The sequence below is a fragment of the Streptomyces acidicola genome (genome assembly GCF_009377235.1).
Taxonomy (GTDB): Bacteria; Actinomycetota; Actinomycetes; order Streptomycetales; family Streptomycetaceae; genus Streptomyces; species Streptomyces acidicola.
On sequence record NZ_VMNX01000228.1, the window covers coordinates 1 to 15,084 of the forward strand.

Annotated in this window: 14 protein-coding genes and 1 pseudogene; 6 read left to right on the top strand and 9 right to left on the bottom strand. The window is 69.4% G+C overall.

What is annotated here, in order from left to right; translation table 11 throughout:
- Together FPZ41_RS37265 and FPZ41_RS37270 are read left to right on the top strand one after the other, a co-directional pair.
- Window positions 1-412, top strand: a pseudogene (locus FPZ41_RS37265) (hypothetical protein); the annotation flags it as partial.
- A gap of 115 nt (window positions 413-527) precedes the next feature.
- Window positions 528-950 carry an acyl-CoA thioesterase gene (locus FPZ41_RS37270; protein ID WP_322621213.1) on the top strand — a complete coding sequence of 141 codons (423 nt, stop codon included), beginning with the start codon at window positions 528-530 and terminating at the stop codon, window positions 948-950.
- An 81-nt stretch (window positions 951-1,031) separates the two neighbouring features.
- Here FPZ41_RS37270 and FPZ41_RS37275 read toward each other — a convergent pair whose 3' ends face one another.
- Window positions 1,032-1,886 (bottom strand): NAD(P)H-binding protein, encoded by an 855-nt coding sequence (locus FPZ41_RS37275; RefSeq protein ID WP_152868075.1) that lies wholly within the window; start codon window positions 1,884-1,886, stop codon window positions 1,032-1,034.
- Between the two features lie 96 nt (window positions 1,887-1,982).
- Between FPZ41_RS37275 and FPZ41_RS37280 the strand changes: the two genes are divergently transcribed.
- Window positions 1,983-2,837 carry a helix-turn-helix domain-containing protein gene (locus tag FPZ41_RS37280; RefSeq protein WP_228023222.1) on the top strand — a complete coding sequence of 285 codons (855 nt, stop codon included), beginning with the start codon at window positions 1,983-1,985 and terminating at the stop codon, window positions 2,835-2,837.
- 242 nt (window positions 2,838-3,079) lie between these two features.
- Window positions 3,080-5,293 (top strand): alpha-N-acetylglucosaminidase, encoded by a 2,214-nt coding sequence (locus FPZ41_RS37285; protein ID WP_152868077.1) that lies wholly within the window; start codon window positions 3,080-3,082, stop codon window positions 5,291-5,293.
- A 16-nt stretch (window positions 5,294-5,309) separates the two neighbouring features.
- On the opposite strand, the gene FPZ41_RS37290 is transcribed toward FPZ41_RS37285, so the two are convergent.
- The 6 genes from FPZ41_RS37290 to FPZ41_RS37315 all read right to left on the bottom strand — a co-directional run bounded on the left by FPZ41_RS37290 (window position 5,310) and on the right by FPZ41_RS37315 (window position 11,563).
- Window positions 5,310-6,683, bottom strand: a complete 1,374-nt coding sequence (locus FPZ41_RS37290; RefSeq protein ID WP_152868079.1) for an 8-oxoguanine deaminase — start codon at window positions 6,681-6,683, stop codon at window positions 5,310-5,312.
- Window positions 6,684-6,752: 69 nt separating this feature from the next.
- Entirely contained in the window at window positions 6,753-7,679 is a 927-nt protein-coding gene (pucL, locus tag FPZ41_RS37295; protein ID WP_152868081.1) for a factor-independent urate hydroxylase, read from the bottom strand.
- Window positions 7,680-7,681: 2 nt separating this feature from the next.
- Complete coding sequence (uraH, locus tag FPZ41_RS37300) at window positions 7,682-8,083, bottom strand: hydroxyisourate hydrolase (protein WP_152868083.1); 402 nt, start codon at window positions 8,081-8,083, stop codon at window positions 7,682-7,684.
- Complete coding sequence (gene uraD / locus FPZ41_RS37305; RefSeq protein ID WP_407698867.1) at window positions 8,080-8,649, bottom strand: 2-oxo-4-hydroxy-4-carboxy-5-ureidoimidazoline decarboxylase; 570 nt, start codon at window positions 8,647-8,649, stop codon at window positions 8,080-8,082. The genes uraH and uraD overlap by 4 nt, the downstream gene beginning before the upstream one ends.
- A gap of 152 nt (window positions 8,650-8,801) precedes the next feature.
- Complete coding sequence (locus FPZ41_RS37310; RefSeq protein WP_152868085.1) at window positions 8,802-9,782, bottom strand: amidohydrolase family protein; 981 nt, start codon at window positions 9,780-9,782, stop codon at window positions 8,802-8,804.
- Between the two features lie 134 nt (window positions 9,783-9,916).
- Entirely contained in the window at window positions 9,917-11,563 is a 1,647-nt protein-coding gene (locus FPZ41_RS37315) for an FAD-dependent oxidoreductase (RefSeq protein WP_152868087.1), read from the bottom strand.
- A 262-nt stretch (window positions 11,564-11,825) separates the two neighbouring features.
- On the opposite strand from FPZ41_RS37315, the gene FPZ41_RS37320 reads away from it, so the two are divergent.
- A complete protein-coding gene (locus tag FPZ41_RS37320) occupies window positions 11,826-13,085 on the top strand; it encodes a cytochrome P450 family protein (RefSeq protein ID WP_152868089.1) in 1,260 nt (419 codons plus the stop codon).
- A gap of 18 nt (window positions 13,086-13,103) precedes the next feature.
- Here FPZ41_RS37320 and FPZ41_RS37325 read toward each other — a convergent pair whose 3' ends face one another.
- Together FPZ41_RS37325 and FPZ41_RS37330 are read right to left on the bottom strand one after the other, a co-directional pair.
- Window positions 13,104-13,508: a helix-turn-helix domain-containing protein gene (locus FPZ41_RS37325; protein WP_322621215.1), complete on the bottom strand. Its 405-nt coding sequence runs from the start codon at window positions 13,506-13,508 to the stop codon at window positions 13,104-13,106.
- Window positions 13,505-13,765, bottom strand: coding sequence for a thiamine-binding protein (locus FPZ41_RS37330; RefSeq protein WP_322621216.1), 261 nt, complete (start codon window positions 13,763-13,765; stop codon window positions 13,505-13,507). Before FPZ41_RS37330 ends, FPZ41_RS37325 begins: the two co-directional genes overlap by 4 nt.
- A 376-nt stretch (window positions 13,766-14,141) precedes the next feature.
- Here FPZ41_RS37330 and FPZ41_RS37335 point away from each other — a divergent pair, with 376 nt between their 5' ends.
- Window positions 14,142-14,999 (top strand): TIM barrel protein, encoded by an 858-nt coding sequence (locus FPZ41_RS37335; RefSeq protein WP_152868093.1) that lies wholly within the window; start codon window positions 14,142-14,144, stop codon window positions 14,997-14,999.
- Window positions 15,000-15,084: the final 85 nt, after the last annotated feature.

Here is a 15,084-nt window from a genome sequence, read left to right on the forward strand (position 1 = left end):
CGCGAACTCCGGAGTGTTCGCGGCCCGGATCGGCGGCGAGGAGGCACCCCCGCCCGGCCCGGCCCGCACCCGTGAGGTGCACAGCGCCTGGCAGGGGCTCCTGGAGCTGCGCCGGATGACCAACCCCGACGGCACGATGGACCGCCCCTGCGCCTGGGAGCGCACGCACCTGGTGCAGGCCGCCGCGCTCGCGCTGGAGGCGGCGGGCCACGGACCGGCGGTGGGCACGGACGAGGCCGGCTACCGGGTCCGGGCCACCCCGCAGCCGGAGGCCGTCGCCGTGCGCGACCCCGACACCACCGCGGTGCGGGCCTGCGCGGCCACGCTGGAGAAGGCCGGCTGGCAGGTCAGCGAACACGGGGAGCCGCGCACCGGAGCGCGGTACGTCCTGGCCTCGCCGCGCCGGGTGTGAGGCCCGCCGATCAGGCGGCACACGGACACCGCTGCGAAATGACCTACGGTACAAGGGAGTTGGGAGTTGCATTGAACCGCTTGAACCTCTCCTGTCCGTCGTAGAAGGGGGCTCAGTGACCGAGCCGTATGCCATCAGGGTGACCGTCCGCGGGTATGAGACCGATGCCCTGGGGCACCTCAACCAGAGCGTCTACCTGCAGTACGCGGAGCACGCCCGCTGGTCGATGCTGGAGCACTCCGACGTCAGCCCGAGCGAACTGCTGGCGAAGGGCGTGGGGCCGGTGGTGCTGGAGCAGACCATCCGCTACAAGCGGGAGCTGCGCGCGGGCGACGAGACCGAGGTGACGTGCTCGTTCGTCTGGGGCGAGGGCAAGACGTACCGGATCGAGCAGACGATCCGGAAGACGGACGGCACTGTGGCCGCCGAGATCTCGGTGCTGTGCGGACTGATGGACCTCAAGGAGCGCAGGCTCATCGCGAACCCGCGCGGGATCTTCGAGGCGATGACGACGGACGCGAAGACCTTCGGCCTCTGACCCTCGCCGCGGGCCCACGCGTCCAGCGGCTCCGGAATGCGCTGGACGTCGTAGGCCGGCCCCTGCCTCTCAAGCACCGCCTCAGGCCGGCCCGAAAGCCTCTCTGTGATCCTCGGCCCACTCCCGGTACGTCCGTGCCCGGCGCCCTAGCGCCTCCGGCACGTCCTCGGTGACGGCGGAGCCGCCGCCCTGGCGGACGAACGCGTTCCCTCCCAGGACCCCCTCCACATAGGTGTCGCCGAGGCCCGCCGCGAGCAGTCGCTCACGCGTCTCCTCCGGGGAGACGTCGTGTGTCCCGACCGGGTGACCGATGACGTCGGCGAGGACGGCGGCCTGGTCCGGGACACTGATCGCCTCGGGACCGGTCAGCGTGTACGTCCGCCCCGCGTGCCGCGACGCGAGCAGCGTCTGCACCGCGACCTCGGACACGTCGCGCGGATCGACGACGCCCTGAGTCCCGGACCCGGTCATGTTGGGCACGGGGCTGCCGGAGCGGATCGCCTCCGCCCAGCCGAGCGTGTTGGAGGCGAAGGACGAGGGCCTCAGGACCGTCCACTCCAACCCGCTGTCCCGGACGGCCTGTTCACCCTTGGCGTGCCAGGTGCCGACGGGGCCCACCGCCGGGTCGCCGGTGCTGATGGCGGAGAGTTTCACGATGCGGCGTACACCGGCCGCCCGTGCCAGGACGACCAGGGCCGCGTCCGTGTCGGCGTCCCCGGGACCCAGGACACCCACCGCGAAGAGGGCCACGGCTCCCGCCATCGCGGGCTCGACGGTCGCGGGCTCCCGATAGTCGCCGCGCACCACCTCCACCCCGGAGGGCACCCGGGCCCGGGACGGGTCCCGTGTCAGAGCGCGGACCTTCGCGCCGCGCGCCGCAAGCTGTCGTGTGACTTCACTGCCGATGGTGCCGGTGGCACCCGTAACCAGGATCATGCTCACCACCGTGGCGGGCCACCGCCCCGGAACGATAGGAAATTCCGGCACGGTTGACGGGCCCGCCCGGGGGTCCCTCGCGCCTACCGTGGACGGATGACCAGCGCAGCGCGTGCGACGGGGGCCGGGACGGGGGCGGGGCGCGAGGGCGGTCCGGCCGGGGAGGTGCGGGTCGTGCCCGGCGTCCTCCGGCCGTGGATCACCACCGTCGACATGACGACGGCCTCGGTGGACGGCGCGCCACGGGCCCCCTTCACCCACGTCCCGGACCCGGTGACGAGGGTCGTGGTGCGGACCGAGCCGAGCGGCCGCCGTGACGTCCTGGTCATCGGCCCCCGTACCCGCGCCTCGTACCACCCGAGCAAGCACCTGGACTCCTGTGTACAGCTGCGCCTGCGGGCGGGGACGGCCCGACCGCTGCTGGGCGTACCGGCGGTCGACCTGGTGGGCAGGGCGATACCGCTCGGCGACCTCCCCTCGGCCCACGCCCGCCGTCTGGCCGCCGGCCTCCTGCCGCTGGAACCGGAGTCGGTCGTCCCCCACCTGGCCGAGGTCCTCCCCGGCCGACTCGCACCGCCCGACGACTCCCGTGCGGCACTGCTGCGCAGGGCGCTCGCCGCCATGTCCCCGGACCCCGACGACGGTCGTCCGCCGGAGAGCGTAGGGGAGTCGGCGCACGGTCTCGGCGTCAGTGAGCGACAGTTGCGCAACCTGTTCGCCGAGGACGTCGGTGTCTCACCGAAGCACTACGCCCGCATCGCCCGGGTACGGCACATCCTCACCCGGCGTTCCCCGGCCATGTCCTGGGCGGAACTCGCCGTGTCCACCGGCTACTACGACCAGTCGCACATGACCGCCGACTTCCGCGCTCTGATGGGCGTGCCGCCGGCGTCGTTCTTCACGGGCCGTCTGCCGGCCGTGCAACCGTGCCAGGCGTTCGGCCGGGCCTGACATCCGGATGCGTCCGGCGTCTTACCGACTGGACGTTCCTCTGCTCCTCTGTTGGTGTCCGGATCCGCTGCACTGGCGAGAGCCCCTTCGACCGCGCTCTCGCAGCGCGAGGAGGTTTCATGAGGTGGCGTGTTGAGCCGTTCAGCCCCTGTTGTCCCCCTTGTGGCCGTGTGTCTGTGCGGGAGGGCTGTTTCGCCGGGTACTCCTCTCGGCGTTCCCCCACCCACGTCCCCGGAGGCACCATGCCGCTCGCCCGCCGTGCCCTTCTGACCGCCCTCGCCGCCGGTTCGGCCGGGGCCGCCGTCGCCTGTGCCCCGAGCGGGGGGACAACGGCGGACGGTGTACCCGGCGGAGAACCCGGCGGAGCGGACGCGGCGACGGCGGCGGCCCGGCGGCTGCTGCCGCGCCACTGGTCGCAGATCACCTTCCGCACCGAGGGTGAGCGCGACGCCTTCCGCGTGTCGGGGCACACGGGGCGTATCACCGTCTCCGGCGCCACCCCGGCGACCCGGCTGACCGGCCTCAACTGGTACCTGCGCCATGTCGCGTACGCCGACCTCAACTGGGCCGGCGAGCAGACGGGCCTCCTCCCCCGCGACCTCCCGGGCCTCGACGGCACCATCACCCGCCGCGCGGGCGTCCCGCACCGCTTCGCCCTCAACGACACGAACGACGGCTACACGGGCGCGTACCTCGACTGGACGTACTGGGAGCGCGAGCTCGACATCCTGGCTCTGCACGGCTACAACGAGATCCTCGTCTACGCGGGCGCGGACGCCCTCTACCACCGGCTGTTCCAGGAGTTCGGGTACGACGACGAGGAGCTGAGGGCGTGGATTCCGGGGCCGGCCCACCAGCCGTGGTGGCTGTTGCAGAACCTCTCCGGCTTCCCGCACCCCGTCTCCCCGCAGCTCCTGGACGCTCGCGCCGCTCTCGGGCGCCGGATCGTGGACCGGGTGCGGGAGCTGGGCATGACGCCCGTGCTCCCCGGTTACTTCGGGACGGTCCCGCCCGGTTTCGCCGAGCGCAACGAGGGGGCGCGCACCATCCCGCAGGGCAGGTGGATGGGCCTGGCGCGCCCCGACTGGCTGGACCCCCGCACGGACCACTTCGCCCGGGTGGCGGACGCCTTCTACCGGGTGCAGGGCGAGATGTTCGGCGGCCCGTCGACCCTGTACAAGATGGACCTGCTGCACGAGGGAGGGGACCCCGGTGACGTGCCCGTCGGGGAGGCGGCGAAGGGTGTCGAGCGGGCCCTGCACAAGGCCCGTCCCGGCGCCGTCTGGGTGATCCTCGGCTGGCAGCGCAACCCGCCGCGCGCGATCGTCGACGCCGTCGACAAGCGGTACATGCTCGTCGTCGACGGCCTCTCCGACCGCTTCCCCACGGTCACCGACCGTGAGGCCGACTGGGGCGGCACGCCCTACGCCTTCGGTTCGATCTGGAACTTCGGCGGCCACACCGCGCTCGGCGCGAACACCCCCGACTGGGCCGAGTTGTACGAGAAGTGGCGCACGAAGGACGGCAGCAAGCTGCGTGGCATCGCGCTGATGCCGGAGGCCGCGGACAACAACCCGGCCGCGTTCGCCCTCTTCTCCGAACTCTCGTGGCGCGAGGGAGAGTTGGACTTGAAGAAGTGGTTCAGCGAATGGGCCCACGCCCGGTACGGCGCCCGTGATCCGCACGCCGAGGCCGCCTGGGACGTTCTGCGCCGCACCGCGTACGGCACCACGCGCGCCGACCGGTGGAGCGAGGCCGCGGACGGTCTGTTCGGCGCCCGGCCGTCACTGAAGGCCGTCAGGGCTGCCAGTTGGTCCCCCAAGCAACTCCGCTACGATCCGGCCGACTTCGAGCCCGCGCTCACCGAACTGCTCAAGGTGCGCCCGGAGCTGCGGAAGTCCTCGGCATACCGCCGTGACCTCCTCGACGTGGCCCGCCAGGCCCTCTCCAACCGCAGCCGCGTCCTCCTCCCCGACATCAAGAAGGCGTACGACATCAAGGACGCCGCCCGCCTCGACGCGCTGACCGACGCGTGGCTGTCCCTGATGGACCTCCTCGACCGGCTGCTGGCCACCGACTCCCGTCACCTGCTGGGCCGTTGGGTGGCGGACGCGCGCTCCTGGGGCGCGAACGCCGAGGAACGGGAGCGGCTCGCGTACGACAACCTCTCGCTGCTGACCGTGTGGGGCACCCGCGCGGGCGCGGACGCCGGCCTGCGGGACTACGCCAACCGCGAGTGGGCGGGGCTGGTCGGCGGGCTGTACCGGCTGCGCTGGTCGACGTACTTCACCGAGCTGAAGGCGGCCCTGCGGGAGCGCCGGGAGCCGAGGGAGACCGACTGGTTCGCGCTGGAGGACCGCTGGACCCGTGCCCCGGGCCCGCTCGCGACCCGGCCGACCGGCGACACGTACGAGCTCGCCGTCCTGGTCCGGGACCGGCTCGCGGCGGTCTCCTGAAAGAGCGTTTGAGAGGTCAGCCACGCGCGGCGATGTCGGCGAGGCGCCGTGCCTCCGCCCGGGTGGAGCGGGCGACAGCGTCCTCGTCGACGTGCAGCAGCCGCCCGTGCTCCACGATCTGCTCACCGCCCACGAAGGAGGCGGTGACCGGTGCGGCCGCCCCGAGGACGAGCGCGGCCACCGGGTCGGCGATCGACGCGTGGGCCAGGGTGTCCATGCGCCACAGCACCAGGTCGGCGAGCTTGCCCGGCTCCAGGGAGCCGATCTCCCGTGCGCGGCCGAGGACCTGGGCACCGCCGTAGGTGCCGAGCCGCAGGGCCTGACGGGCGTTCAGCGCGGCTTCCCTGTGCGGGCCGAGACGACCCACGAGCAGGGCGTTACGGAGCTCGGTGTGCAGTTCGCCGGACTCGTTGGACGCGGTGCCGTCGACGCCGAGGCCGACGGGGACGCCGGCCGCCAGCATGTCGGGAACCCTCGCGATACCGGCCGCCAGCCGGGCGTTGGACGAGGGGCAGTGGGCCACACCCGTCCTCGTCCGGGCGAAGGCGGCGATGTCGGAGTCGTTCATGTGGACGCAGTGCGCCATCCACACGTCCTCGCCGAGCCAGCCGGTGGACTCGAAGTAGTCGGTCGGGCCCATGCCGAACAGCTCGTGGCAGAACTTCTCCTCCTCCACGGTCTCCGAGCCGTGGGTGTGCAGCCGTACGCCCTTGCGGCGGGCCAGCTCGGCGCCCTCCTTGAGCAGTTCGGTGGTGACGGAGAAGGGCGAGCAGGGGGCGACGGCCACCTGGGTCATGGCGCCGAAGGAAGCGTCGTGGTGCTCGTCGACGGTGGCCTCGGTGGCGGCGAGGGCGCCTTCGAGGGTCTCGACGGCGAAGTCCGGGGGCAGCCCGCCGTCCCCCTCGCCGCGGTCCATCGAACCCCGGGCGAGGGTGAAACGGACGCCCGTCTCACGGGCGGCGCGGATGATGGAGCCCGACAGATCGCCGGTGCCCTGCGGGAAGACGTAGTGGTGGTCCATCGCGGTGGTGACACCGCCCCGGGCCATCATCGCCAGGGAGCCCTGCGCCGCCGCGTACGTCATCCGCTCGTCGATGCGCGCCCAGATCGGGTAGAGCGCGACGAGCCAGTCGAACAGGTTGTGGTCCGTGGCCAGGCCCCGGGTGATCCACTGGTAGAAGTGGTGGTGGGTGTTGACCAGTCCCGGGGTCACCAGGTGACCGGTGGCGTCGATACGGCGTACGACGTTCTCCAGGCCCTCGGGGGCCCTGCCCGCGCCGAGCGACTCGATCAGGTTGCCGGCCACGACCACATGGCCCGAGGCGTATTCGGTGTCCTTCGCGTCCACGGTCGCGATCGCCGCGTTCTCGATGACGATGCGCTGAGCCATCGTTAAGTCGTCCTCTTCCTTCCGAGTCCCGTTGTCCCTGCCGGGGATGTGTACGTGTACGTGCCCGTATCAGAGGTTGGTCAGGTCGGCGGGTATCCGCTCCTCACAGCCGTCCCGCAGGATGGTGGCCTCTATGAGGCCGTAGGGGCGGTCGGCGGCGAAGTACACGGCCGAGTCGGCGGTGTCGTCCTTCAGCCCGAACGGCTCCAGGTCCACCAGGAAGTGGTGCTTGTTCGGGAGCGAGAAGCGGACCTCGTCGATCTCGGGGCGGTTGTCGATGATCCGTGCGCCCATGGCGTAGAGGGTCTGTTGCAGCGACAGCGAGTACGTCTCGGCGAACGCCTGGAGCAGGTGCTTCCTGACCTGCTCGTAGGACTCGTCCCAGTGCGGTGCCTGCTCCTCGCCGTCCGCCCAGCCGAAGCGCCAGCGGCCGGAGACATCGGTGGCGAGGACACGGTCGTACGCCTCCGGGAGCGTCGTGTACGTGTCCTTGACGTAGCCCCAGAATTCGGAGTTCGTCGAGTTCATCACGGTCAGGTCCTTGAGGCCGGAGACGACCTCCCACCTCTCGCCGTCGTAGGTGATCTGGGCGAGGCGGGTCTCCTGGCCCGTGCGGACGAAGGAGTGCGCGCCCTCGGCTCCGTGCTCGATACGGTCCCAGCCGTACTCCTCGATCCGTATGCGGGCCCGGTGGATCGACGGCTGGGAGGTCACGAAGTGGCGGGCCAAGTGGATGCCGAACTGCTCGGCGGACTCGATGCCGTGCTTCTTGGCGAAGGCGTACACCGTGTTCTTGGTGGTGTCCGTCGGCAGGACATTCGCGTTCGAGCCGGAGTAGTGGACCTCGTCCATGTCGCCGCTCAGCGACACCGACACGTTCAGGTCCCTGACGTGGTGGGTGGCGCCGTCGCGTGTGATCCTCACGACCCGGGTCTCGGCCTTGCCGTACTGGTTCTGTCCCAGCACGGCCCGGGCGGGGCGGGAATTGACTGCCATAGCTAGCTCCCTCGGTAAACGGAGTAGCCGAACGGGTTGAGCAGCAGCGGTACGTGGTAGTGCTCGCCCGGCGTCACGGCGAACGTGACCGTGACCTCCGGGAAGAACGCGCCGCTGTCCCGATTCGCGGGGGCGTCCTGCTGCGCATCGGCTTGCTTCTTCTCGAAGTACGGTTCTACGGCGAAGTCGAGCCGTACATGCGTGGTCCCCTCCGGCAGGGCGGGAAGGTCCTTGCAGCGTCCGTCGACGTCGGTCGCGGAGCCGCCGAGCGGTTGCCAGGGCGCGTCGCGTCCGGAGCGGGCGGCAAGGTGCACGGCGACGTCCACGGCGGGGCGGCCGACGCTGGTGTCCAGGATGTGCGTGGACACGGAACTCCTCGGCGGGAGCGCGCTGCCGGTGCTCATGCGGATGCGTCCTCTTCGACGAGTCGGGTGAGCCGGATGCGGTTGATCCTGCCCAGCTCGGTGCGGACGATCTCGCGCTCCTGCTCGGGCGAGTTGCCGATCCGTTCCCTGACCGCGTCGCGCATCTGCTCGCCGGTGCGTCCGGTCGCGCAGATCAGGAAGACATGGCCGAACCTGTCCTGGTAGGCCAGGTTCAGTTCGAGCATCTCGGCCCTGAGCTCCTCGGAGGCGCCGGCCATGCCGCGCTGCTCCCTGGCCGAGGTGGGGTCGCCGGGTTTGGGACGGCCTATCGGCGGGTGCCCGGCCATCGCTTCCTGAAGGTCCGCGCTGCTCAGTTCCGCCATGGCGGCGTCACTGGCGCGCAGGAGGTCGCCGGCCGTGGCGTACGGCCGTCCCGCAAGCAGCCTGCGCCCCCACTCCGCCGAGGCGCATGCCTCATGGAGCGCCGCTGCGGCCGTGTGCTCCTCCAGGGCGTTGAAAGTGGCCAGGGCCTGTGCCAGACGTCGCCCGGCAGGCGCCACTTCCGACACAGGACCTGGGCCCGGCGTGGAAGAACTCGAAGTCACGGGGCCTCCGTGGCGTGTGTCGCTGGACGGGCTGTGCGAACAGCTAACGCCCTCCGGCGACACGACGTCAACGGATTGTTGAAAAATCGAGGTTACGAAGGCCTCCGGTCACCGGGAGCCCGCGCCGCGCCCGCCGCCGCAGCGGTGCGGCATCACCGGTTCAGACCCAGCAGACGCATGGCGTTCTCCCTGTTGATCCCGTGGAGTTGCCGGCCGGAGATGACCGGGTCGTTGTCCAGGGCGGGGGTCGTGATGTCGGTGACCACGTGTCCGGGGGTGGGCGGCCAGTCCGTGCCGAAGAGGATGCGATCCGGATCCACGGTGGCCATCAGGGTGGGTGTGGCCGAGAGGGACATGGGTCCCGCCGTGTCGAAGTAGAACCGGTGCAGATAGTCACGGACCCGGCCCGGCTCGACTTCGGGGGTGAGATGCCCGCCGAAGAGTTCGAGCCGGGTGGCGATGTAGGGAAGGAAGCCCCCTCCATGGGGGAGGATGAAAGTGAGATTCGGATAGCGGTCCAGGGTGCCGTTCTTGATGAGGTTGATGGCAGCGCGTGTGGTGTCCACGAGGAAGTCGCAGACGAATGGCGGCACTCCCGGCAGGCCCATACCGCGGTCGTTTCCCGCCGGTACTTCCATGGGGTGTGTGCTGATGACCGCGGACCGCTCGTTCAGTTCATTCAGCAGGCGGTCATGCGTTTCGTCGCCGAGATAGACACCGTTCATGCTGGTTCTCGTGCTCACTCCGACGGCGCCCAGCTCGTCGAGGCCGTATGTCAGGCTCCACGTGGAGAGTTCCAGGTCGTCGAGGAACACGGGTGTGAAGAACCTGAAGCGCGCGGGATGACTCTCGACGACGTCGGCCGCCGCCCGCAGGGCGACTCGCGCGCTTTCCTGGCGCTCCGCGCGCTCTTGGAGCCGGCCAAGCATCGCCACCGTCATGATGGCCGTTCCGATGCCCGTCTTGTCCATGACGTCCAGGGCCGTACTCAGGTCCCAGCGCGTCCACCAGGGCAGCTTTTCGCGTTTGACCACGCCTCGATCTTCCGCCCAGTCCAGCCAGGCCGGCGCGGTGAAGTGGTGGTGGACGTCCACACGGCCGTCCTGGAACTGAGGGTCTCCCACGAACGTCATCGCCATGTCCTCTTCTCTGCTTCGCACCAGTTCTCTGCTTCTCGCCAGTTCTCTGCTTCTCGCCGGTTCTCTGCTTCTCGCCGATTTCACCGGCCGCCGCGATGTCACGCGGTGCGGGGGATTTCAGGGAACGCTCAGTCGCGGCAGAGCACCGTGCGCAGCGCATTCGTCAGATCGCGCTCGGCATGCGGCATCCCGGCATGCGCCCGCCAGGCCACACAACCGTCCGGGCGCACGAGGACGGCACCGTCTTCGGCCGTGCCGTGCGCCTTTCCCCAGTCGGCATCCGGCTCGGGAACGAGGTCGCAGTCACGGCCGCTTCCCACGAGATACGCGTCAACGGGAACACCCAGAGTTCCCGATGCTCTTTCTGCCGCGTCCCGCCACGCATGGCCTCTGGGTCCGGAGAGGACCACGAAGGAACGCTCGTACAGATCCAGTGTGGAGATCCTGACGCCTTCTCGCGTGATCCACATATGCGGTGCACGGCTGCCTGGTTCGCCGCCGAGCTCGAAGGTTTCCGGTACGACCGACCGCTCCGGGGAAGCGCCCACGACGGCATTCGACGCATACCGGTAGCAGAGCGCCACGGTCATGATGTCCGCCGGGTCGTTGTTACGTCCCTCCTCGGGACTGAATCCCGGGTGCTGCTCCTCGACCGCCTGCAGGCACGCCCGGGCGATGGTCGCGAGGGCCGTAGGACGTCGTTCCTGCTGGTAGGTGTCCAGCAAGGGCCTGCCCGCCCAGCCGCGGAGCACCGCGGCCAGCTTCCAGGCGAGATTGTGCGCGTCCTGAATTCCGGTGTTGGAACCGAACGCCCCGGTGGGCGGCATTTCATGCGCCGAGTCACCGGCAAGGAAAACCCGACCTTTTGCGTAACTGTCCGCGACACGACTGGAAGCATGCCAGGGCGCCTTTCCAGTGATTTCCACATCGACATCCGGAACGCCGGCGGCCGCGCGAATGTGCGCGACACAGCGGTCGTCAGTGAAGTCCTCCAGGGATTCACCGCTGTCCGGATTCCAAGGAACATGGATCACCCAGCGCTCCTCGTTGTCCACCGGCAGCAAAGCACCTTCACCGATTGGATCGGTGATATAGCAGACAACGAACGGTTTTTCCCCGATGTAGTCCTTGAGCTTCTTACTCCGGAACGTGATGCTGACATTGTGGAACAGATCCCCGGGTCCCGACTGGTCGATTCCCAGAAATTCTCGGATGGAGCTCCTGGGCCCGTCAGCGGCCACCAGAAAATCGGCATTCACGGTATAGGTATCACCGGTTTCCCGGCGCCTCATCCTGGCCTGGACTCCTTCTCGCCCCTGCGTGAAGGAAAGCATCTCGGTGCCGAAGCGGATATCTCCGCCCTGACGGCGGGCGCGGCTCAGCAGCACCGGTTCGAGATCGTTCTGACTGCACAGGCACCAGTTTGAGGAACTGATCCTCGAAACGTCTGTGCCTGCCGAGATGTCCCGAATGATCCAGCGGCGCCGGCTCCCGGCGAGGGTGTCCACCTGAAGGACGCCATCATTTCCGGCGAGCGCGGCGGCGGCCTCCCGGATGCGTGCCTCGAGACCGGCGGTCCGGAAAATCTCCATGGTGCGCACATTGTTTCCACGGCCGCGTGGATGCATCGATGTCCCTGCATGCCGCTCCACGAGCATGTGCTCAATCCCAAGACGCCCCAGGAAAACGGAGGTGGAAAGGCCCACCAGGGATCCGCCCACGATGAGAACTGGTACAGATGCCGTTGCGCGTCCGCTCACTGACTTCCCATCCATCCGGCGGGGCCCGGTCCGAGACATCACGGACGGTGCCTGTCAATCAGTGTGTATCAGCGGGTACTTGCGCACGCGACCGGAGCGCACCCCACGATGGGCCGACCGGGGCAATGGAGCGTTTCGCACAATTCACATGGCGACCCGGCCCATATGGCCCAGCGACGTTTACTTCACGGCGACGCATGGGAAACCGTGGCTCTGACCGTCGGAACGCACCCCCGCGGTCACCACCCCGCCTGCAACTCGATCCCTGGGACCAGCCATGACGGAAGCGCTCGCATCTGAGGAAATGTCGTCCGACGAGGCCGCGGCCGCGGCCTCGTCCTGCGGTCGGGAGTTTCGCGCCAACCCCTATCCCGTCTACGCCACGCTCAGGGCGACAGCACCCGTGTGCCCGTTGTCGCCTCCCCACGGGGTCGAGACCTACCTCATCACCCGGTACGACGACGCCCGTGCCGCTCTGGCCGACCCGCGTCTGAGCAAGGACATGTACGGCGCCATCGACGCCTACCAGCGCATCTTCGGTGACTCGTCGATCGCCCTGGACGACAACATGCTCTTCTCGGACCCGCCGAAGCACACCAGGCTCCGGAGGATCGTCGGCAGCACCTTCACCCCGAAGAGGGTGGAGTCACTGCGTCCACGTGTCCAGGAGATCACTGAGGAGTTGCTGGACCGGTGCTCGACTTCGGGGCCCGTGGATCTGCTGCCGGAGTTCTGCTTCCCGCTGCCACTCGTGGTGATCTGCGAGCTTCTGGGCGTCCCGGAGAACGAACGCAAGCAGGCTCACGCGTGGTCCAGTACCGTCGCTCGGACCGGCTTCGGTCCAGAGGCGAGAAAGGCACTGGAAGTGGCCGAGGGCAATCTGCGCGACTACCTGGTGGATCTGATCGCACGGAAGCGGCAGGAGCCGGACAGCGGCCTGCTCAGCGCACTCGTGACAGCGCAGGACCAGGACGGCGCGCTCACCGACCACGAACTGGTCTCCACAGCATGGGTGTTGCTGTTCGCCGGCCACAAATCGACCGCGTACCAGATCGGCAACGCCGTCCACCATTTGCTCGCCCAACCGGAGCAGAAGCGGCTGGCACTCCAGAGCGCGGGCTCCATGAACTCGGCCAGCGAAGAGATCTTCCGGTTCGAGACCTCCGTGGAGAACTCGACGTTCCGCTACGCGAAGGAAGACGTCGTGATCCGTGACACGCTCATCCCCAAGGGTGCGCTCGTCCAGATCTCGATCGCCGCGGCCAACCGTGACCCGGAAGCCTTCACCGATCCGAACCGGATGGACGTAAAGCGCCCGAACGTCCAGGCGGACCATCTGACGTTCGGCGTCGGCCCGCACTACTGCATCGGCGCCCCGCTGGCACGCCTGGAGATGCAGATCGCCCTCACCACGCTCTTCGAACGGTACCCGGACATGGCTCTGGCCGAGGCACCGGAGGACTCACGCTGGCTGACCGTACCGTTCCCCGCGTTCCGCGGGCTGGCGGAACTTCCCGTCCTCCTCGACCCGTCCTGATCTGACACGCGGGGGGCTCTACAACGGCTCCGCTTCGCTCCCGCGCGCCCTGGCCCGTTGCTCGTTGGCGTAGTTGATGTAGTTGTAGACGGTGAAGCGGCTGACGCCGAGCGCCCCGGCGACGGTCTCCACGCCGTGCCGCACCAGGAAGGCGCCGCGCGCCTCCAGGGTCCGGACGACCTGCTGCTTGGCCTTGCGGTCCAGCTCGGCCAGGGGCTTGCCCTGCTTGCGCTCCATGGCGGCCAGGATGTGGTCGAGCGATTCGGCGAGCTGCGGCAGTCGTACGGCGACGACGTCGGCGCCCTCCCAGGAGAGCACCACGTCATCGGGGCCGGCCTCGCCGGGCGGCAGCATCTCGCCGCCCATGGCGTCGACCAGCGGCTTCACCGCCGCGAGGAAGGGGTCGTCCCCGTTGCCGGTCACCTACCGCCCTCCCCGGCCGTGTTGATCACGTTCACCTGCAACGACACACGGGTGGCGCCGGCCTCCAGGGCCTTGCGCAGCACAGTGTCGACAGCGCTGAGCACCTCGTCGGCCCGGCCTTCCGCGGTGTTGCCGAAGGGGCCGACCTCCACGGCGTCGAGGGCGGCCGTCTCCATGACCTCGCGGGCCACCAGCGCGTGCGCGGGCGGCTCGTCGAGATCGAAGGGCTCGGTCGTGAACTCCACTCTCAGTCGCACTGCGCCCCCATGGCATCGGCTCTGACCTGCGCGTCCCCTCAGTCCTCCGACTGCTGGTGTGCCCCAGTCGCTTCGACACGACCTTAACGAATCCCCCGCGACGATCAGCAGAGATGCGCAGACCGGCCGTAGGGCATGCCTGTGGACACCGGGTCGGGGCGTTCAGTGGGCGACGCGGATGATGTTCAGGGGGCGACGCCGATCATGTCGAGGGCCTGCTCCGGGGTCGGTCAGCCGTCCGGCGGCGTACGGCCTTCCGGCGTCCGACTCACGCCGGGCCCGTTGTGTGAGCGCCCTTGACAGCCGCCTCCAGCCCCAGGCAGCCTTCCATTGAGCAGAAATAAGTTTCCGCAATATGGAAAGAGGCCTCGCGCCGATGTCAGGCTTTGAATGGAGCACCGCCGCAGACCAGCGCTTCGCCGTCAACCTGTCGATCCTCTTCACGGAACTCCCGCTCCTGGAGCGCCCCGTGGCCGCCGCCGCGGCCGGCTTCACCGCGGTCGAGCTGTGGTGGCCCTGGGTCGATGCGCCCACGCCTGAGCGGTCCGAGCTCGACGCCCTGAAGAAGGCGATCGAGGACGCGGGGGTCCAACTCACGGGGCTGAACCTCTACGCGGGGCAGCTGCCCGGGCCGGACCGTGGGGCCCTGTCGATCCCCGGCGAGGAGTCGGAGAGGTTCCGCGCCAACATCGACGTGGCCGCCGGCTTCGCCGCCTCCCTCGGCTGCACGGCGCTCAACGCCCTGTACGGCAACCGCGTCGACGGCGCGGACCCCGCCGAGCAGGACGAACTCGCCCTGGAGAACCTGGTACTCGCGGCCCGTGCCGCCGACCGGATCGGCGCGATCCTGCTGGTCGAGGCCCTCAACAAGCCCGAGTCACCGCGGTACCCACTGGTGTCGGCGCCGGCCGCCGTCGAGGTCGTCGACCAGGTCAACCGGGCGTCGGGCCTCGGCAACGCGCGGTTCCTGATGGACCTGTACCACCTGTCCATGAACGGCGAGGACCTGCCGCAGGTGATCGCCGCGTACGCGGACAGGACCGGTCACGTACAGATCGCCGACAACCCCGGCCGCGGCGCACCGGGCACGGGCACGCTCCCGCTTCAGGAGCTGCTCGACCAGCTCCACAAGGCCGGTTACGCGGGCTGGGTGGGCCTGGAGTACAAGCCGGGCGACCGGCCGAGCGCCGAGGCCTTCGAGTGGCTTCCGCGCGAGGCGCGTGCCGCCCGCTGAACACCGCCCCCCTGTCCCGAGAGGCAGCCTCACCATGACCAACAACCTCGCAGATTCCTCCCACCCTGCCCGCGCGGATTCCTCC